The organism is Sulfuritalea sp., from assembly GCF_031426875.1.
Lineage (GTDB): Bacteria > Pseudomonadota > Gammaproteobacteria > Burkholderiales > Rhodocyclaceae > Sulfuritalea.
In genome coordinates this window covers 1-15,337 of sequence record NZ_JASJPC010000032.1, presented here as the reverse complement: position 1 = coordinate 15,337, position 15,337 = coordinate 1, and the positions used below count along the sequence as shown (strand labels likewise).

Annotated in this window: 11 protein-coding genes, 1 tRNA gene and 1 pseudogene; all 13 read left to right on the top strand. The window is 59.0% G+C overall.

All coding sequences use genetic code 11. The features are described 5' to 3' along the window. Nucleotides 1–80, top strand: a pseudogene (locus RMO95_RS14675) (elongation factor Tu); the annotation flags it as partial. 66 nt (nucleotides 81–146) lie between these two features. After that, nucleotides 147–222 (top strand) — tRNA-Trp (locus RMO95_RS14670). 35 nt (nucleotides 223–257) lie between these two features. Further along, nucleotides 258–611 carry a preprotein translocase subunit SecE gene (gene secE / locus RMO95_RS14665; protein WP_310451386.1) on the top strand — a complete coding sequence of 118 codons (354 nt, stop codon included), beginning with the start codon at nucleotides 258–260 and terminating at the stop codon, nucleotides 609–611. Further along, complete coding sequence (gene nusG / locus RMO95_RS14660; RefSeq protein ID WP_310451385.1) at nucleotides 608–1,141, top strand: transcription termination/antitermination protein NusG; 534 nt, start codon at nucleotides 608–610, stop codon at nucleotides 1,139–1,141. Before secE ends, nusG begins: the two co-directional genes overlap by 4 nt. Nucleotides 1,142–1,267: 126 nt before the next feature. After that, on the top strand, nucleotides 1,268–1,699 hold the full coding sequence (rplK, locus tag RMO95_RS14655) for a 50S ribosomal protein L11 (RefSeq protein ID WP_310451384.1): 432 nt from the start codon (nucleotides 1,268–1,270) through the stop codon (nucleotides 1,697–1,699). Nucleotides 1,700–1,701: 2 nt separating this feature from the next. Further along, the gene (gene rplA, locus RMO95_RS14650) at nucleotides 1,702–2,403 is read left to right on the top strand and encodes a 50S ribosomal protein L1 (RefSeq protein WP_310451383.1); all 702 of its coding nucleotides are present in this window, start codon (nucleotides 1,702–1,704) and stop codon (nucleotides 2,401–2,403) included. A gap of 219 nt (nucleotides 2,404–2,622) precedes the next feature. Beyond that, complete coding sequence (gene rplJ, locus RMO95_RS14645) at nucleotides 2,623–3,147, top strand: 50S ribosomal protein L10 (RefSeq protein ID WP_310451382.1); 525 nt, start codon at nucleotides 2,623–2,625, stop codon at nucleotides 3,145–3,147. Between the two features lie 42 nt (nucleotides 3,148–3,189). Further along, entirely contained in the window at nucleotides 3,190–3,564 is a 375-nt protein-coding gene (rplL, locus tag RMO95_RS14640; protein ID WP_310451381.1) for a 50S ribosomal protein L7/L12, read from the top strand. Between the two features lie 190 nt (nucleotides 3,565–3,754). Next, entirely contained in the window at nucleotides 3,755–7,825 is a 4,071-nt protein-coding gene (rpoB, locus tag RMO95_RS14635) for a DNA-directed RNA polymerase subunit beta (RefSeq protein WP_310451380.1), read from the top strand. A gap of 29 nt (nucleotides 7,826–7,854) precedes the next feature. Then, nucleotides 7,855–12,069, top strand: coding sequence for a DNA-directed RNA polymerase subunit beta' (gene rpoC / locus RMO95_RS14630; protein ID WP_310451379.1), 4,215 nt, complete (start codon nucleotides 7,855–7,857; stop codon nucleotides 12,067–12,069). A 102-nt stretch (nucleotides 12,070–12,171) separates the two neighbouring features. After that, nucleotides 12,172–12,549: a 30S ribosomal protein S12 gene (gene rpsL, locus RMO95_RS14625; protein WP_041101567.1), complete on the top strand. Its 378-nt coding sequence runs from the start codon at nucleotides 12,172–12,174 to the stop codon at nucleotides 12,547–12,549. 21 nt (nucleotides 12,550–12,570) lie between these two features. Continuing rightward, nucleotides 12,571–13,041: a 30S ribosomal protein S7 gene (gene rpsG / locus RMO95_RS14620; RefSeq protein ID WP_305537767.1), complete on the top strand. Its 471-nt coding sequence runs from the start codon at nucleotides 12,571–12,573 to the stop codon at nucleotides 13,039–13,041. Between the two features lie 114 nt (nucleotides 13,042–13,155). After that, on the top strand, nucleotides 13,156–15,249 hold the full coding sequence (gene fusA, locus RMO95_RS14615) for an elongation factor G (RefSeq protein WP_310451378.1): 2,094 nt from the start codon (nucleotides 13,156–13,158) through the stop codon (nucleotides 15,247–15,249). Nucleotides 15,250–15,337 lie beyond the last annotated feature (88 nt).

The following is a 15,337-nucleotide window of genomic DNA, read 5'->3' as shown; positions in this document are numbered from 1 at the left end:
TGGAAGAGGGTCTGCGTTTCGCCATCCGTGAAGGCGGTCGTACCGTCGGCGCCGGCGTCGTCGCCAAGGTCATCGAATAACACAGCGCAGCTTTAGCAAGTGGGCGGCACTTCGGCAACGAGGTGTCGCCCTGCAGTCTCTGCCGCAGGGGTGTAGCTCAATTGGCAGAGCGGCGGTCTCCAAAACCGCAGGTTGGGGGTTCGATTCCCTCCGCCCCTGCCACTGAATTGAAGCATTTGCGCATTAACTGACTACTTATGGCCGATAAACTCAAGTTCATGCTGGCGCTGCTGCTGTTGGCGGCTGGCGTGGCTGGTTTCTACTTCCTCGGTGAGCAACCGATGATCCTGCGCGTGCTGTCCGTGCTCGCGGGTTTGGGTGCGGGTATTGCAGTGGCGTGGTTTACCGCTCCCGGGCGGCGCTTTATCGATTTCAGTCTCGAAGCGGTGGTGGAGACGAAAAAGGTTGTCTGGCCGTCGCGCAAGGAAACCATGCAGACCACCGGCATCGTGTTCGCCTTCGTACTGGTTATGGCGATTGTGCTGTGGATGACGGACAAGGGCCTCGAATGGGTGCTCTACGACCTGGTTCTGGGCTGGAAAAAATCATGACAAAACGCTGGTATGTCGTTCACGCCTATTCCGGCTTTGAAAAGTCGGTGCAGCGCGCCCTGATCGAGCGCATCACCCGTGCCGGGATGCAGGACAAGTTCGGCCAGGTGCTGGTGCCGGTCGAAGAAGTCATCGAAATGAAGAACGGCCAGAAGAGCATTACCGAGCGGAAGTTCTTTCCCGGCTATGTGCTGGTCGAGATGGACATGGACGATGACTCCTGGCATCTGGTCAAGAGCACGCCCAAGGTAACCGGCTTTGTCGGCGGCACCTCGACCAAACCGACGCCGATATCCGCAAAGGAAGTCGCGAAGATCATGCAGCAGGTCCAGGAGGGCGTCGAGAAGCCGCGCCCCAAGGTCCTGTTCGAGGTAGGCGAGATGGTTCGCATCAAGGAAGGTCCGTTTACCGACTTCAACGGCAATGTCGAGGAAGTCAATTACGAAAAGAGCCGCTTGCGTGTTTCCGTGACCATTTTTGGTCGCGCGACGCCGGTCGAGCTGGAGTTTGCACAGGTCGAAAAGGCCTGAGTTCGGGTTTTCGGCCGTGCCGTAGCGGTCACAGGTTTGGCAGGTATGCGGCAAGAGGAGCGTCAGTAGGTTGATGCAACAGTCGATCGAAAGCGCGTTAAGACTCACTAAAGACAGGAGCCATTCATGGCAAAGAAGATAATCGGTTACATCAAGCTGCAAGTGCCGGCGGGCAAGGCCAATCCTTCGCCTCCGATCGGTCCGGCGCTGGGCCAACGCGGCCTCAACATCATGGAATTCTGCAAGGCCTTCAATGCACAGACCCAAGGTCTGGAGCCGGGCCTGCCGATTCCGGTGGTGATTACGGCATTTGCCGACAAGAGCTTCACCTTCGTGATGAAGACGCCGCCGGCGACCATTCTGATCAAGAAGGCGGCCGGTATCCAGAAGGGCTCGCCGAAGCCGCATACCGACAAGGTGGGGACGATCACCAAGGCGCAGGCCGAGGACATCGCCAAGGCCAAGATGAAGGATTTGACCGCTGCCGATCTCGAAGCAGCCGTTCGCACCATCGCGGGTTCCGCCCGCAGCATGGGCATTGTTGTGGAGGGCCTGTAATCATGGCGAAGAGTTCCAAGCGTGCGCAAGCGGTTCTGGCCAAGGTCGACCGCAGCAAGGCTTATCCGATCAGCGATGCGCTGAGCCTGGTCAAGGAATGCGCGACGGCCAAATTTGACGAATCGATTGACGTTTCCGTCAATCTTGGCGTCGACGCCAAGAAGTCGGATCAACTGGTTCGCGGTTCGGTCGTATTGCCGTCCGGCACCGGCAAGACAGTCCGCGTCGCCGTCTTCGCCCAGGGCGACAAGGCCGAAGCGGCCCGTGCCGCCGGCGCCGATATCGTCGGCTTCGACGATCTCGCCGCCGAGGTCAAGGCCGGCAACATGAACTTCGATATCGTCATTGCAACGCCGGACGCCATGAAGGTGGTCGGCGCCCTCGGTCAGATCCTGGGTCCGCGCGGCCTGATGCCGAACCCGAAGGTCGGCACCGTAACCATGGACGTCACCACGGCGGTGAAGAATGCCAAGGCGGGTCAGGTGCAGTACCGCACCGACAAGGCCGGCATCATTCATTGCACCATCGGGCGCGCGTCATTCAGCGTCGAGGCGCTGCAGACCAACCTCGCGGCCCTGATTGATGCGTTGCAGAAGGCCAAGCCGGCGGCATCGAAGGGGCAGTATTTAAAGAAAGTGTCGTTATCCAGCACCATGGGTGCCGGCGTTCGCGTCGATCAGGCCAGCCTGTCGGCGCAAGCATAAAGAACTTTGGGCTGTCGCGCTGCACGTGCTTTTGGCGGGTGGAGCGGCAGGTTATCAAAGACCGCAGGTGTCCGCGAGGACTTAAAGGTTGGCGACGAAAATTGTCGCAACCGCCGGCGTAGATGGCGTTACCCGATGACGGAATTTAGGTTCCTGAATGAAGGTCGCCGTATCGCCAGCGCCGACTTTTCGGCGTTGGGGTTTGACTAGGAGTTGACCGTGAGTCTCAATCTTGACGACAAGAAGACGGTAGTCGCCGAGGTATCCGCAGAAGTTGCGAATGCCCAGTCGATCATCGTCGCAGAGTACCGTGGTCTCGGAGTGGTTGATCTCACCGCGCTACGTGCCAACGCACGCAAGTCCGGTGTTTACCTGCGTGTTGTAAAAAATACCCTGGTCCGTCGCGCCATTGCCGGCACGCCGTTCGAAGGTCTGTCTGCGCAGCTGGTTGGTCCCATGATCTACGGAATTTCCAAGGATCCGGTGGCCGCTGCCAAGCTGCTCAACGACTTTGCCAAGGGTAACGACAAGCTCACCATCAAAATCGGCGCAATGCCCAACTACGTCATGGACGCAGCTGGAGTCAAGGCGCTGGCGACGATGCCGAGCCGCGAGGAGCTGCTGTCCAAGCTCCTCGGCACCATGCAGGCCCCGATCACCCAGTTCGTCCGCACGCTCAACGAAGTCCCGACGAAGTTTGTCCGGGGTCTCGCTGCGGTGCGCGACGCCAAAGAGACTGCGTAATCGTTTTTCATTGAACCAAACATTCATTCAGGAGTTGTAATCATGGCTGTAAGCAAAGCTGAAATACTCGATGCCATCGCTGGCATGACCGTTCTCGATCTGTCCGAGCTGATCAAGGAAATGGAAGTCAAGTTTGGCGTTTCCGCCGCTGCGGCTGCCGTCGCCGTCGCCGCCCCGGCCGCCGCCGCCGCTGCCGTCGAAGAGCAGACCGAATTCACCGTGATGCTGCTGGCCGCTGGCGAAAAGAAGGTCGAAGCCATCAAGGTGGTTCGTGCCGCAACGGGTCTCGGCCTCAAGGAAGCCAAAGATCTGGTGGATGGCGCACCGAAGGCTGTCAAGGAAGGCATCAACAAGGCCGACGCCGAAGCCCTCAAGAAGCAGCTCGAGGATGCCGGCGCCAAGGTCGAAATCAAGTAATTGCAATGCGATCACGGGTTGGCGGCACTGCCGTCAACCCGTTATTGGTTCTTGTAGAAACAGAAGTGCGTAGCAACAGTCGAGTTTTACCCCAATGTTTTTGATCCGGGGGTTACACGAGAGTGCTGAACTTATTGTGCCTCAGCCCTGTCTTTTGACCTTCGACGTCTGAATCCTGAACGGAGCCACCATGGCGTATTCCTATACCGAAAAAAAGCGCATTCGTAAAAGCTTTGCCAAGCGGGCCAACGTCCTTGACGTGCCTTTCCTGCTGGCAACGCAGATCGAGTCCTACACGCGCTTCCTGCAGGCCGATGTGCCGCCGGCTCAACGCCGTAACGAAGGCCTGCAAGCGGCATTCACGTCGATCTTCCCGATCGTCGCACATTCGGGAAATGCGCGCCTTCACTTCGTCGAATTCATGCTTGGCGAACCGACCTTCGACGTCAAGGAATGCCAGCAGCGTGGCCTGACCTTTGCCAGTCCGCTGCGCGCCAAGGTCCGCCTCGAACTGCTGGACCGCGATACCAAGGCGGTAAAGGAGGTCAAGGAAGACCAGCCGCTCTACATGGGCGAAATTCCCCTGATGACCACCACCGGTTCATTTGTCATCAACGGCACTGAGCGCGTCATCGTTTCCCAACTGCACCGCTCGCCGGGCGTCTTCTTCGAGCACGACAAGGGCAAGACCCACAGCTCCGGCAAGCTGCTGTTCTCGGCGCGCATCATTCCTTACCGTGGATCATGGCTGGACTTCGAGTTCGATCCAAAGGATATTCTCTACTTCCGCATCGACCGCCGCCGCAAGATGCCGGTGACGATTCTGCTCAAGTCGATCGGCATGACGCATGAGCAAATCCTGTCGACATTCTTTGAGTTCGACACCTTCCATTTCGCCAAGAAGGGCATTTCCTTCGAGGTGGTGCCCGAGCGTCTGCGCGGCGAGGTGGCGAAGTTCGACATTCTCGACAAGGCCGGCAAGCAGATTGTCGCCAAGGACAAGCGCATCACGGTCAAGCACATCCGCGAAATGGCCGAGGCCGGCATCAAGAAGATCCTCGTGCCCGATGAGTTCATGATGGGCCGGATCATCGCCCACAACATCGTGAATCCGGAGACCGGGGAAGTCCTGGCCAACGCCAACGACGAGATTACCGAGGACCTTCTGGCCAAACTGGCAGCAGGCGAGATTGAGCAGATTCAGACTCTGTACGTGAACGACCTGGATCGCGGCGCCTACATCTCCTCGACCTTGCGCATCGATGAAACCGCCGACCAATGGGCTTCGCGCGTGGCGATCTATCGCATGATGCGTCCAGGCGAGCCGCCGACGGAAGATGCCGTGGAGAACCTGTTCCATGGCCTGTTCTACTCCGACGAACGCTATGACCTGTCGGCGGTTGGCCGCATGAAGTTCAACCGCCGCGTCGGCCGTGATGAAATTGAAGGTGCCGGTACCTTGTCGAACGACGACATCGTCGATGTGGTTCGCATCCTCGTCGAGCTGCGCAACGGCCGCGGCGAAGTCGATGACATCGATCACCTTGGCAATCGTCGCGTGCGCTCGGTGGGCGAACTCGCCGAGAACCAGTTCCGTGCCGGCTTGGTGCGTGTAGAACGCGCTGTCAAGGAGCGACTGAATCAGGCCGAGTCCGACAACCTGATGCCGCATGACTTGATCAACGCCAAACCCATTTCAGCGGCGATCAAGGAATTCTTTGGCTCCAGCCAGCTGTCGCAGTTCATGGACCAGACCAATCCGCTGTCGGAGATCACGCACAAGCGTCGTGTTTCCGCCCTCGGCCCAGGCGGCCTGACCCGCGAGCGTGCCGGATTCGAGGTGCGCGACGTGCACCCGACCCATTACGGCCGCGTCTGCCCGATCGAAACCCCGGAAGGTCCGAACATCGGCCTGATCAACTCGCTGGCGCTGTATGCGCGTACCAACGAGTATGGTTTCATGGAAACGCCCTACCGCAAGGTCGAGAACAGCCACGTCACCGACGAGATCGAGTACCTCTCGGCGATCGAGGAAGGCAAGTACGTGGTTGCCCAGGCCAATGCGCAACTCGACAAGAAGGGCAAGCTCAGCGACGCGCTCGTATCCTGCCGCTTCAAGGGCGAATTTGAACTGAAGGAGCCGCCCGAGGTTCAGTACATGGACGTGGCGCCAAGCCAGATCGTCTCGGTGGCAGCTTCGCTGATCCCCTTCCTCGAGCACGACGATGCCAACCGTGCCTTGATGGGCGCCAACATGCAGCGCCAGGCGGTTCCCTGTCTGCGTCCGGAGAAGGCATTTGTCGGTACCGGCATCGAGCGGACCGTGGCCGTCGACTCGGGTACGGCAGTGCAGGCCTTGCGTGGCGGTGTGGTGGATTACATCGATGCCAATCGCATCGTGGTGCGCGTCAATGATGCGGAAACGGTTCCGGGCGAAGTCGGCGTAGACATCTACAACCTGATCAAATACACCCGGTCCAACCAGAACACCAACATCAACCAGCGTCCGATCGTCAAGGTCGGCGATCTGATCGCCAAGGGCGACGTGGTGGCCGACGGCGCCTCCACCGACCTCGGCGAACTTGCGCTGGGGCAGAATATGCTGGTCGCATTCATGCCATGGAACGGCTACAACTTCGAGGATTCGATCCTGATCTCGGAACGTGTGGTCGCCGATGACCGCTTCACCTCGATCCATATCGAGGAACTGACCGTTGTCGCGCGCGACACCAAGCTCGGTGCCGAGGAAATCACGCGCGACATCGCCACGCTGGGCGAATCGCAGCTGGGTCGTCTTGACGAGTCCGGCATCGTCTACATCGGCGCTGAAGTCGAAGCCGGGGACGTGCTGGTCGGCAAGGTGACGCCCAAAGGCGAGACGCAACTCACTCCGGAAGAGAAGTTGCTGCGAGCGATCTTCGGCGAGAAGGCTTCCGACGTTAAGGACACGTCGCTGCGCGTGCCGTCGGGCATGATCGGCACCGTCATCGACGTCCAGGTGTTCACCCGCGAAGGTATCGAGCGCGACAAGCGTGCCCAGTCGATCATCGACGACATGCTGAAGGGCTACAAGCAGGATCTGGCCGACCAGATGCGCATTGTCGAGCGCGACACCTTCTCCCGCATCGAGAAGCTGCTGACCAACCGGGTTGCCAGCAAGGGGCCGAAGAAGCTGCTCAAGGGCACCAAGATCACCAAGGCCTATCTCGAATCGGTCGAGCATTACCACTGGTTCGATATTTCTCTGGTCGACGAAGAGGCCCAGCAGCAGCTCGAAAATCTGCGCGACAGCCTGGAGCAGACCCGTAAGGACTTCGACGTCGCTTTCGAGGCAAAGAGGAAGAAGCTCACCCAGGGCGATGAACTGCCGCCGGGCGTACAGAAGATGGTCAAGGTTTACCTCGCCGTCAAGCGCCGTCTGCAGCCTGGCGACAAGATGGCCGGCCGCCACGGCAACAAGGGCGTGGTTTCGAAGATCGTCCCGATCGAGGACATGCCGCATATGGCGGATGGAACGCCGATGGACATCGTGCTTAATCCCTTGGGCGTGCCCTCGCGGATGAACATTGGCCAGATTCTGGAAACCCACCTCGGCTGGGCGGCCAAAGGACTTGGTCAGAAGATCGGCGAGATGTTGCGCAAACAGGCAGCCGCAGCGGAAATTCGCAAGTTCTTGAACAAGATCTATAACTCATCGGGTCGTGGCGAAGACATCGACAGCCTGACCGAAAAGGAAGTGGTCGAGCTTGCCAGCAATCTGCAAGGCGGCGTGCCTTTCGCCACGCCGGTGTTCGATGGCGCCCATGAGTCCGAAATCAAGGCCATGCTGGAACTCGCCGGCCTGCCCAGCAACGGTCAGGTTGACCTTTACGACGGCCGTACCGGCGATTCCTTCGAGCGACAGGTAACTGTCGGCTACATGCATGTGCTGAAACTGCATCACTTGGTTGACGACAAAATGCACGCCCGCTCGACTGGCCCCTACAGTCTCGTTACCCAGCAACCTCTGGGCGGCAAGGCGCAGTTCGGCGGCCAGCGTTTCGGCGAAATGGAAGTGTGGGCGCTGGAAGCCTACGGTGCCGCGTACGTGCTGCAGGAAATGCTTACGGTCAAGTCGGACGATGTCAACGGGCGCACCAAGGTGTACGAAAACATCGTCAAGGGCGAGCACAAGATCGATGCCGGCATGCCGGAATCCTTCAACGTGCTGGTCAAGGAAATCCGCTCGCTGGCGATCGACATCGATCTCGAGCGTTACTGACCCGATAGCTGCCCATTGGAGATAATTATATGAAGAGCCTGTTTGCAGACCTTTTCAAGCAGAACCTGGCGGCCGAAGAAGAATTCGACGCAATTACCATCGGTCTGGCTTCGCCCGACAAGATTCGTTCCTGGTCCTACGGCGAAGTCAAGAAGCCGGAGACCATCAACTACCGCACCTTCAAGCCCGAGCGCGACGGCCTGTTCTGCGCCAAGATCTTCGGCCCGGTCAAGGATTACGAGTGCCTGTGCGGCAAGTACAAGCGCCTCAAGCATCGTGGCGTGATCTGCGAGAAGTGCGGCGTTGAAGTCACCCAGTCGAAAGTCCGGCGCGAGCGCATGGGCCACATCGAACTGGCCTCTCCGACCGCGCACATCTGGTTCCTGAAGAGCCTGCCGAGCCGTCTTGGCATGGTGCTCGACATGACGCTGCGCGACATTGAGCGTGTGTTGTACTTCGAAGCATTTGTCGTTGTCGATCCGGGCATGACCCCGCTGAATCGCGCGCAGCTTTTGACCGAAGACGATTACCTGGCCAAGGTCGAGGAGTACGGCGACGATTTCACCGCGGTGATGGGTGCCGAGGGTGTGCGCGAACTGCTGCGCACCCTCGATCTCAATCGCCAGGTCGAATCCCTGCGTCAGGAACTTGAGACCACCGGCTCCGAAGCAAAGAGCAAGAAAATCTCCAAGCGCCTCAAGGTGCTCGAGGGCTTTCAGCAGTCGGGCATCAAGCCGGAGTGGATGATTCTGGAGGTGCTGCCGGTACTGCCGCCCGATCTGCGTCCGCTGGTTCCGCTGGATGGCGGACGTTTCGCCACCTCGGACCTGAACGATCTGTATCGCCGCGTCATCAACCGCAACAACCGTCTCAAGCGTCTGCTCGAACTGAAGGCGCCGGACATCATTGTGCGCAACGAAAAGCGCATGTTGCAGGAAGCCGTCGACTCGCTGCTCGACAACGGCCGTCGTGGCAAGGCGATGACAGGCGCAAACAAGCGTCCGCTGAAGTCACTGGCCGACATGATCAAGGGCAAGGGCGGCCGCTTCCGCCAGAATCTGCTGGGCAAGCGCGTTGACTACTCGGGCCGTTCGGTCATCGTCGTCGGTCCGCAGCTCAAGCTGCACCAGTGCGGTCTGCCGAAGAAGATGGCGCTCGAACTGTTCAAGCCCTTCATTTTCGAGCGCCTGGAAAAGATGGGTATCGCCAGCACCATCAAGGCCGCGAAGAAGGAAGTCGAAGCTGAGACCCCGGTGGTGTGGGACATCCTCGAAGAGGTCATCCGCGAACATCCGGTGATGCTGAATCGCGCGCCGACGCTGCACCGCCTCGGCATCCAGGCCTTCGAACCGACGCTGATCGAGGGCAAGGCGATTCAGTTGCATCCGCTGGTCTGCGTCGCATTCAACGCCGACTTCGACGGTGACCAGATGGCGGTGCACATCCCGCTCTCTCTCGAAGCGCAGATGGAAGCCCGTACTCTGATGCTGGCGTCGAACAACGTCTTGTCGCCGGCCAATGGACAGCCGATCATCGTGCCTTCGCAGGACGTGGTGCTGGGTCTCTATTACGCCACTCGCGAGAATGTCTCCGCGCGCGGCAACGGCATGATGTTTGCGGATATTGCCGAAATAACCCGTGCCATCGACTCGCGCCAGATCGACTTGCATGCGCGAATCACGGTACGCATTCGCGAATGGGAACTCGACGCCGACAAGCAGTGGCAGGAAAAGATCAACCGCTATTCGACGACCGCCGGGCGCGCCCTGCTGTCCGAGATTCTGCCGCGCGGCCTGCCGTTCAAGGTGATCGACAAGCCGCTGAAGAAGAAGGAAATCTCCAAGCTGATCGATGAGAGCTTCCGCCGTTGCGGTCTCAAGGAGACCGTAGTGTTTGCCGATCAGTTGATGCAGGCCGGTTTCCGCCTGGCAACCCGGGCAGGCATTTCGATCTGCGTCGATGACATGCTGGTGCCGACGCAGAAGCACAGCCTGATCGCGGCAGCGGAAACCGAGGTCAAGGAGATCGAAAAACAATATACCTCCGGTCTGGTCACGGTGGGCGAACGCTACAACAAGGTGGTCGATATCTGGGGGCGCGCCGGGGATCAGGTGGCCAAGGCCATGATGGACCAGCTCGCACATCAGACCGTCACCGGCGCGGATGGCAAGCAGGTGAGCCAGGAGTCCTTCAATTCGATTTACATGATGGCCGACTCCGGCGCGCGCGGTTCTGCTGCGCAGATTCGCCAGCTGGCCGGCATGCGGGGCTTGATGGCCAAGCCGGACGGCTCGATCATCGAAACGCCGATCACCTCTAACTTCCGCGAGGGCCTCAACGTTCTGCAGTACTTCATTTCGACCCACGGCGCTCGCAAGGGCTTGGCCGACACGGCCTTGAAGACGGCCAACTCAGGTTATCTGACTCGTCGTCTGGTGGACGTCACCCAGGATCTGGTGGTGATCGAGGATGATTGCGGCACCCAGAGCGGTTTCGCCATGAAGGCGCTGGTGGAAGGCGGCGAAGTGATCGAACCGTTGCGCGAGCGCATTCTCGGCCGCGTCACCACCAACGACGTGATTCATCCCGATACGCAGGATGTGCTGTTTGCGGCAGGGTATCTGCTCGATGAAGATGCGGTCGATGCCATCGAAGCTCTGGACATTGATGAGGTTCGCGTACGCAGTCCGCTGTCCTGCGAAACCCGCTACGGTCTATGCGCCAAGTGTTACGGCCGCGATCTGGGTCGCGGCTATCTGGTCAATGCCGGCGAGGCTGTCGGTGTCATCGCGGCCCAGTCGATCGGTGAGCCGGGCACCCAGCTGACGATGCGTACCTTCCACGTGGGTGGAGCGGCATCGCGTTCGGCAGCACAAAGCAGCATCGAGGCCAAGAGTACCGGCGTGATTCGCTTTACCGCAACCATGCGTTATGTCACCAATCCAAAGAATGAGAAGATTGTCATCTCTCGCTCCGGGGAAGTGATGATTACCGATGACAACGGCCGCGAGCGCGAGCGTCACAAGGTTCCCTATGGCGCAACCCTGCAGGCCGATGACGGCAAGCCGGTCAAGGCCGGGACTCAACTGGCGACGTGGGACCCGCATACCCGTCCGATCGTTACCGAGTATGCAGGTACCGTCAAATTCGAGAACGTCGAGAAGAACGCGACGGTCGCCGAGCAGATGGATGAAGTTACCGGTCTTTCGACGCTCGTCGTCATCGATCCCAAGCGCGGTGCCAAGGCATCCAAGGGAGTACGGCCGCAGGTAAAGCTGATCGACGAGTCCGGCCAAGAAGTCAAGATCCACGGCACGGACCATATCGTGACCATTACCTTCCAGGTGGGCTCGCTGATTACAGTCAAGGATGGCCAGCAGGTGGCGGTCGGCGATATTCTGGCCAGGATCCCGCAGGAATCGTCCAAGACCCGCGACATTACGGGTGGTTTGCCGCGCGTTGCCGAACTCTTTGAAGCACGCATACCGAAGGATGCCGGCGTCTTGGCCGAAGTCACCGGTACCGTGTCCTTCGGCAAGGATACCAAGGGCAAGCAGCGTCTCGTGATCACCGAGCCGGACGGTACCGCGCATGAGTACCTGATCACCAAGGACAAGCACGTGATGGCCCACGACGGGCAGGTGGTCAACAAGGGTGAAGTCATTGTGGACGGCCCGGCCGATCCCCATGACATTCTGCGTCTGAAGGGTGTCGAGGAACTGGCCCGCTACATCATCGATGAAGTTCAGGACGTGTATCGCTTGCAGGGCGTGAAGATCAACGACAAGCATATCGAGGTGATCGTGCGCCAGATGCTGCGTCGGGTGGTCATTACGCATCCGGGCGACTCGGCCTTCATCAAGGAAGAGCAAGTCGAACGCGCTGCCGTGCTTGACGAGAACGACAAGCTGATTGCGGCGGGCAAGACGCCTTCAATGTACGAGTTCATGCTCCACGGCATTACCAAGGCCAGCTTGTCGACCGACTCTTTCATCTCGGCGGCGTCCTTCCAGGAAACCACCCGGGTACTGACCGAGGCGGCCATCATGGGCAAACGGGACGAACTGCGTGGCTTGAAGGAGAACGTCATCGTCGGACGCCTGATTCCGGCGGGTACCGGTATGGCTTATCACCGTACGCGTCGCAAGCAGACCAGTGGTGGCGCCGAGGCGCAGAATTTGTTCGATCTGCCTGTTGCTGTGGAAGACACACCTGCGGCAGCAGAAGATGCGCAAGCAGGTTGACGCTAGTCAGTGACCAATCTATAATCCGGCCTCTTTGCCCTTGGCAGGGGTCGATTTTTTGTAAATTTGCTATGCATTTTGCACAGCGCTCAGGACATATATATGCCTACCATTAACCAACTCGTGCGTAAGGGCCGTCAGGCGCCGCAGTCGAAAAGCAAAGTGCCTGCTCTCGGCAACAGCCCGGCGCGGCGCGGTGTCTGCACTCGCGTTTACACCACCACGCCGAAAAAGCCGAACTCTGCATTGCGGAAGGTTGCCAAGGTGCGGCTGACCAATGGCTTCGAAGTGATTTCCTACATTGGCGGCGAAGGCCACAACCTTCAGGAGCACTCGGTAGTCCTTATTCGCGGCGGCCGCGTCAAGGATCTGCCGGGTGTGCGTTACCACATAGTGCGCGGCAGTCTGGATACCCAAGGTGTCAAGGACCGCAAACAGAGCCGTTCCAAGTACGGCGCCAAGCGGCCCAAGGCTGCCTGATCCGGCGCTTAAGGAGATACCATGCCCCGTCGTCGTGAAGTTCCCAAGCGTGACATCCTGCCCGATCCGAAGTTCGGCAGCGTTGATCTTTCGAAGTTCGTCAATGTGCTGATGGACAGCGGCAAGAAGTCGGTTGCCGAGCGCATCATCTATGGTGCGTTTGCGCAAATTCAGACCAAGAGCGGGAAGGATCCGCTGGAGGTTTTTACTCTGGCGGTAAATAACGTCAAGCCTCTGGTCGAGGTCAAGAGTCGCCGTGTGGGTGGCGCCAACTACCAGGTTCCGGTCGAGGTGCGTCCTTCCCGGCGCATGGCGCTTTCCATGCGCTGGCTTCGTGAAGCGGCGCGCAAGCGCAGCGAGAAATCGATGGGCCAGCGTCTTGCCGCGGAACTGCTCGAGGCGTCCGAGGGGCGTGGTGCGGCAATGAAGAAGCGCGAAGAAGTTCACCGCATGGCCGAAGCCAACAAGGCGTTCTCGCATTTCCGCTTCTAAGCAGTATCGTGTCTCGTCGGGTGTCCGGCGAGGCTTTCGTTTTTGTCCGCCGCCCTGTCGCTTCGTGAAACGTAGCGGCATGGCGGTTTGGTTTAGATAAGGCAGGTAAATCAAGTGGCCCGCAAGACTCCCATCGAGCGCTATCGCAACATTGGCATTTCGGCGCATATTGACGCCGGAAAAACTACCACCACCGAGCGTATTCTGTTTTATACGGGCGTCAATCACAAGATTGGCGAAGTCCATGACGGCGCCGCCACCATGGACTGGATGGAGCAGGAGCAGGAGCGCGGGATCACCATTACCTCGGCTGCAACGACCTGCTTCTGGAAGGGGATGGGCCAGAATTTCCCCGAGCATCGCGTCAATATTATCGATACGCCGGGACACGTCGATTTTACCATCGAGGTCGAGCGCTCCATGCGAGTGCTTGACGGTGCCTGCATGGTCTATTGTGCTGTCGGCGGCGTTCAGCCGCAGTCCGAAACCGTCTGGCGTCAGGCCAACCGTTACGGCGTGCCGCGATTGGCTTTCGTCAACAAGATGGACCGTCAGGGTGCCGATTTCTTCAAGGTGCACGACCAGATGCGCTTGCGTCTCAAGGCCAATCCCATTCCGCTGCAGATTCCAATCGGTGCCGAGGAGAAGTTTGAGGGCGTGGTCGATCTGGTGAAGATGAAGGCCATCGTTTGGGACGAGGCAAGCCAGGGCATCAAATTCGAATATAGCGAGATTCCGGCCGAGCTCAAGGCCAAGGCCGACGAGTGGCGCGAAAAGATGGTGGAGGCTGCCGCTGAGGCTTCCGAGGAACTGATGAACAAATATCTCGACAGCGGCGACTTGACCGAGGATGAGATCAAGGCCGGCTTACGTGCGCGCACGCTCAGTGCCGAAATCGTGCCCATGCTGTGCGGCTCTGCATTCAAGAACAAGGGCGTCCAGGCGATGCTGGATGCGGTCATCGAATACCTGCCGGCCCCGACGGATATTCCACCGGTCGACGGCATTCTTGAAAACGAGCAACCGGGCGAGCGCAAACCGAACGACACGGATCCGTTCGCTGCCCTGGCCTTCAAGATCATGACGGATCCCTACGTCGGGCAATTGACTTTCTTCCGCGTCTACTCCGGAACGGTCAAGACCGGCGACACCATTTTCAATCCGATCAAGGGCCGCAAGGAACGCCTTGGCCGGATTCTGCAGATGCACGCCAACCAGCGCGAGGAAATCAAGGAAGTGTTTGCGGGCGATATCGCGGCTGCCGTCGGCCTCAAAGAGGCGACCACGGGCGAGACCCTGTGCGACCCTGCCCATGTCATCACGCTTGAGCGGATGGTATTCCCCGAGCCGGTGATTCACGTTGCCGTCGAACCCAAGACCAAGGCCGACCAGGAAAAAATGGGCATCGCCCTCAATCGCCTGGCGCAGGAAGATCCTTCGTTCCGTGTGCGGACCGATGAGGAATCCGGTCAGACCATTATTTCCGGTATGGGTGAACTCCATCTGGAAATTCTTGTTGATCGCATGCGCCGCGAATTTGGTGTCGAAGCCAACGTGGGTGCTCCACAAGTGGCGTATCGCGAAGCTGTGCGCAAGTCGGTTGAGCAGGAAGGCAAGTTCGTCAAACAGTCCGGCGGTCGTGGTCAGTACGGTCACGTCTGGATCAAACTGGAGCCGAACGAAGCCGGCAAGGGCTTTGAGTTCATCGACATGATCAAAGGCGGCTCTGTACCGCGCGAATTCATTCCTGCGGTGGAAAAGGGTCTTAGAGACACGCTGCCCAACGGTGTGCTGGCCGGGTTCCCCGTGGTCGATGTCAAGGTCACGCTGTTTGACGGCTCCTACCACGACGTGGACTCGAATGAAAACGCCTTCAAGATGGCTGCCTCGATGGCTTTCAAGGACGCCATGCGCAAGGCCAGCCCGGTGTTGCTCGAGCCGATGATGGCGGTGGAGGTGGAGACTCCGGAAGATTACATGGGCAACGTCATGGGCGACTTGTCGGGCCGTCGCGGCATTGTTCATGGCATGGAAGATCAGGTTGGCGGCATCAAGTTGATCAAGGCCGAAGTTCCCCTGGCGGAAATGTTCGGCTATTCCACCCAGTTGCGCTCCCTGTCGCAAGGTCGAGCCACATATTCGATGGAATTCAAGCACTACACCGAGGCGCCGAAGAATGTCGCCGAAGCAGTCATCAACAAGAAGTGATCGATTAACAATCGTTCTTTAAGGAAAGTAGAAATGGCAAAAGGCAAGTTTGAGCGGACGAAGCCGCACGTAAACGTGGGGACGATTG

Bases quoted from the DNA above. Each gene is read 5' to 3' on its own strand.
- secE (WP_310451386.1), top strand. From the start codon at position 258: ATGGCCGATAAACTCAAGTTCATGCTGGCGCTGCTGCTGTTGGCGGCT.
- nusG (WP_310451385.1), top strand. From the start codon at position 608: ATGACAAAACGCTGGTATGTCGTTCACGCCTATTCCGGCTTTGAAAAG.
- rplK (WP_310451384.1), top strand. From the start codon at position 1,268: ATGGCAAAGAAGATAATCGGTTACATCAAGCTGCAAGTGCCGGCGGGC.
- rplA (WP_310451383.1), top strand. From the start codon at position 1,702: ATGGCGAAGAGTTCCAAGCGTGCGCAAGCGGTTCTGGCCAAGGTCGAC.
- rplL (WP_310451381.1), top strand. From the start codon at position 3,190: ATGGCTGTAAGCAAAGCTGAAATACTCGATGCCATCGCTGGCATGACC.
- rpoB (WP_310451380.1), top strand. From the start codon at position 3,755: ATGGCGTATTCCTATACCGAAAAAAAGCGCATTCGTAAAAGCTTTGCC.
- rpoC (WP_310451379.1), top strand. From the start codon at position 7,855: ATGAAGAGCCTGTTTGCAGACCTTTTCAAGCAGAACCTGGCGGCCGAA.
- rpsL (WP_041101567.1), top strand. From the start codon at position 12,172: ATGCCTACCATTAACCAACTCGTGCGTAAGGGCCGTCAGGCGCCGCAG.
- rpsG (WP_305537767.1), top strand. From the start codon at position 12,571: ATGCCCCGTCGTCGTGAAGTTCCCAAGCGTGACATCCTGCCCGATCCG.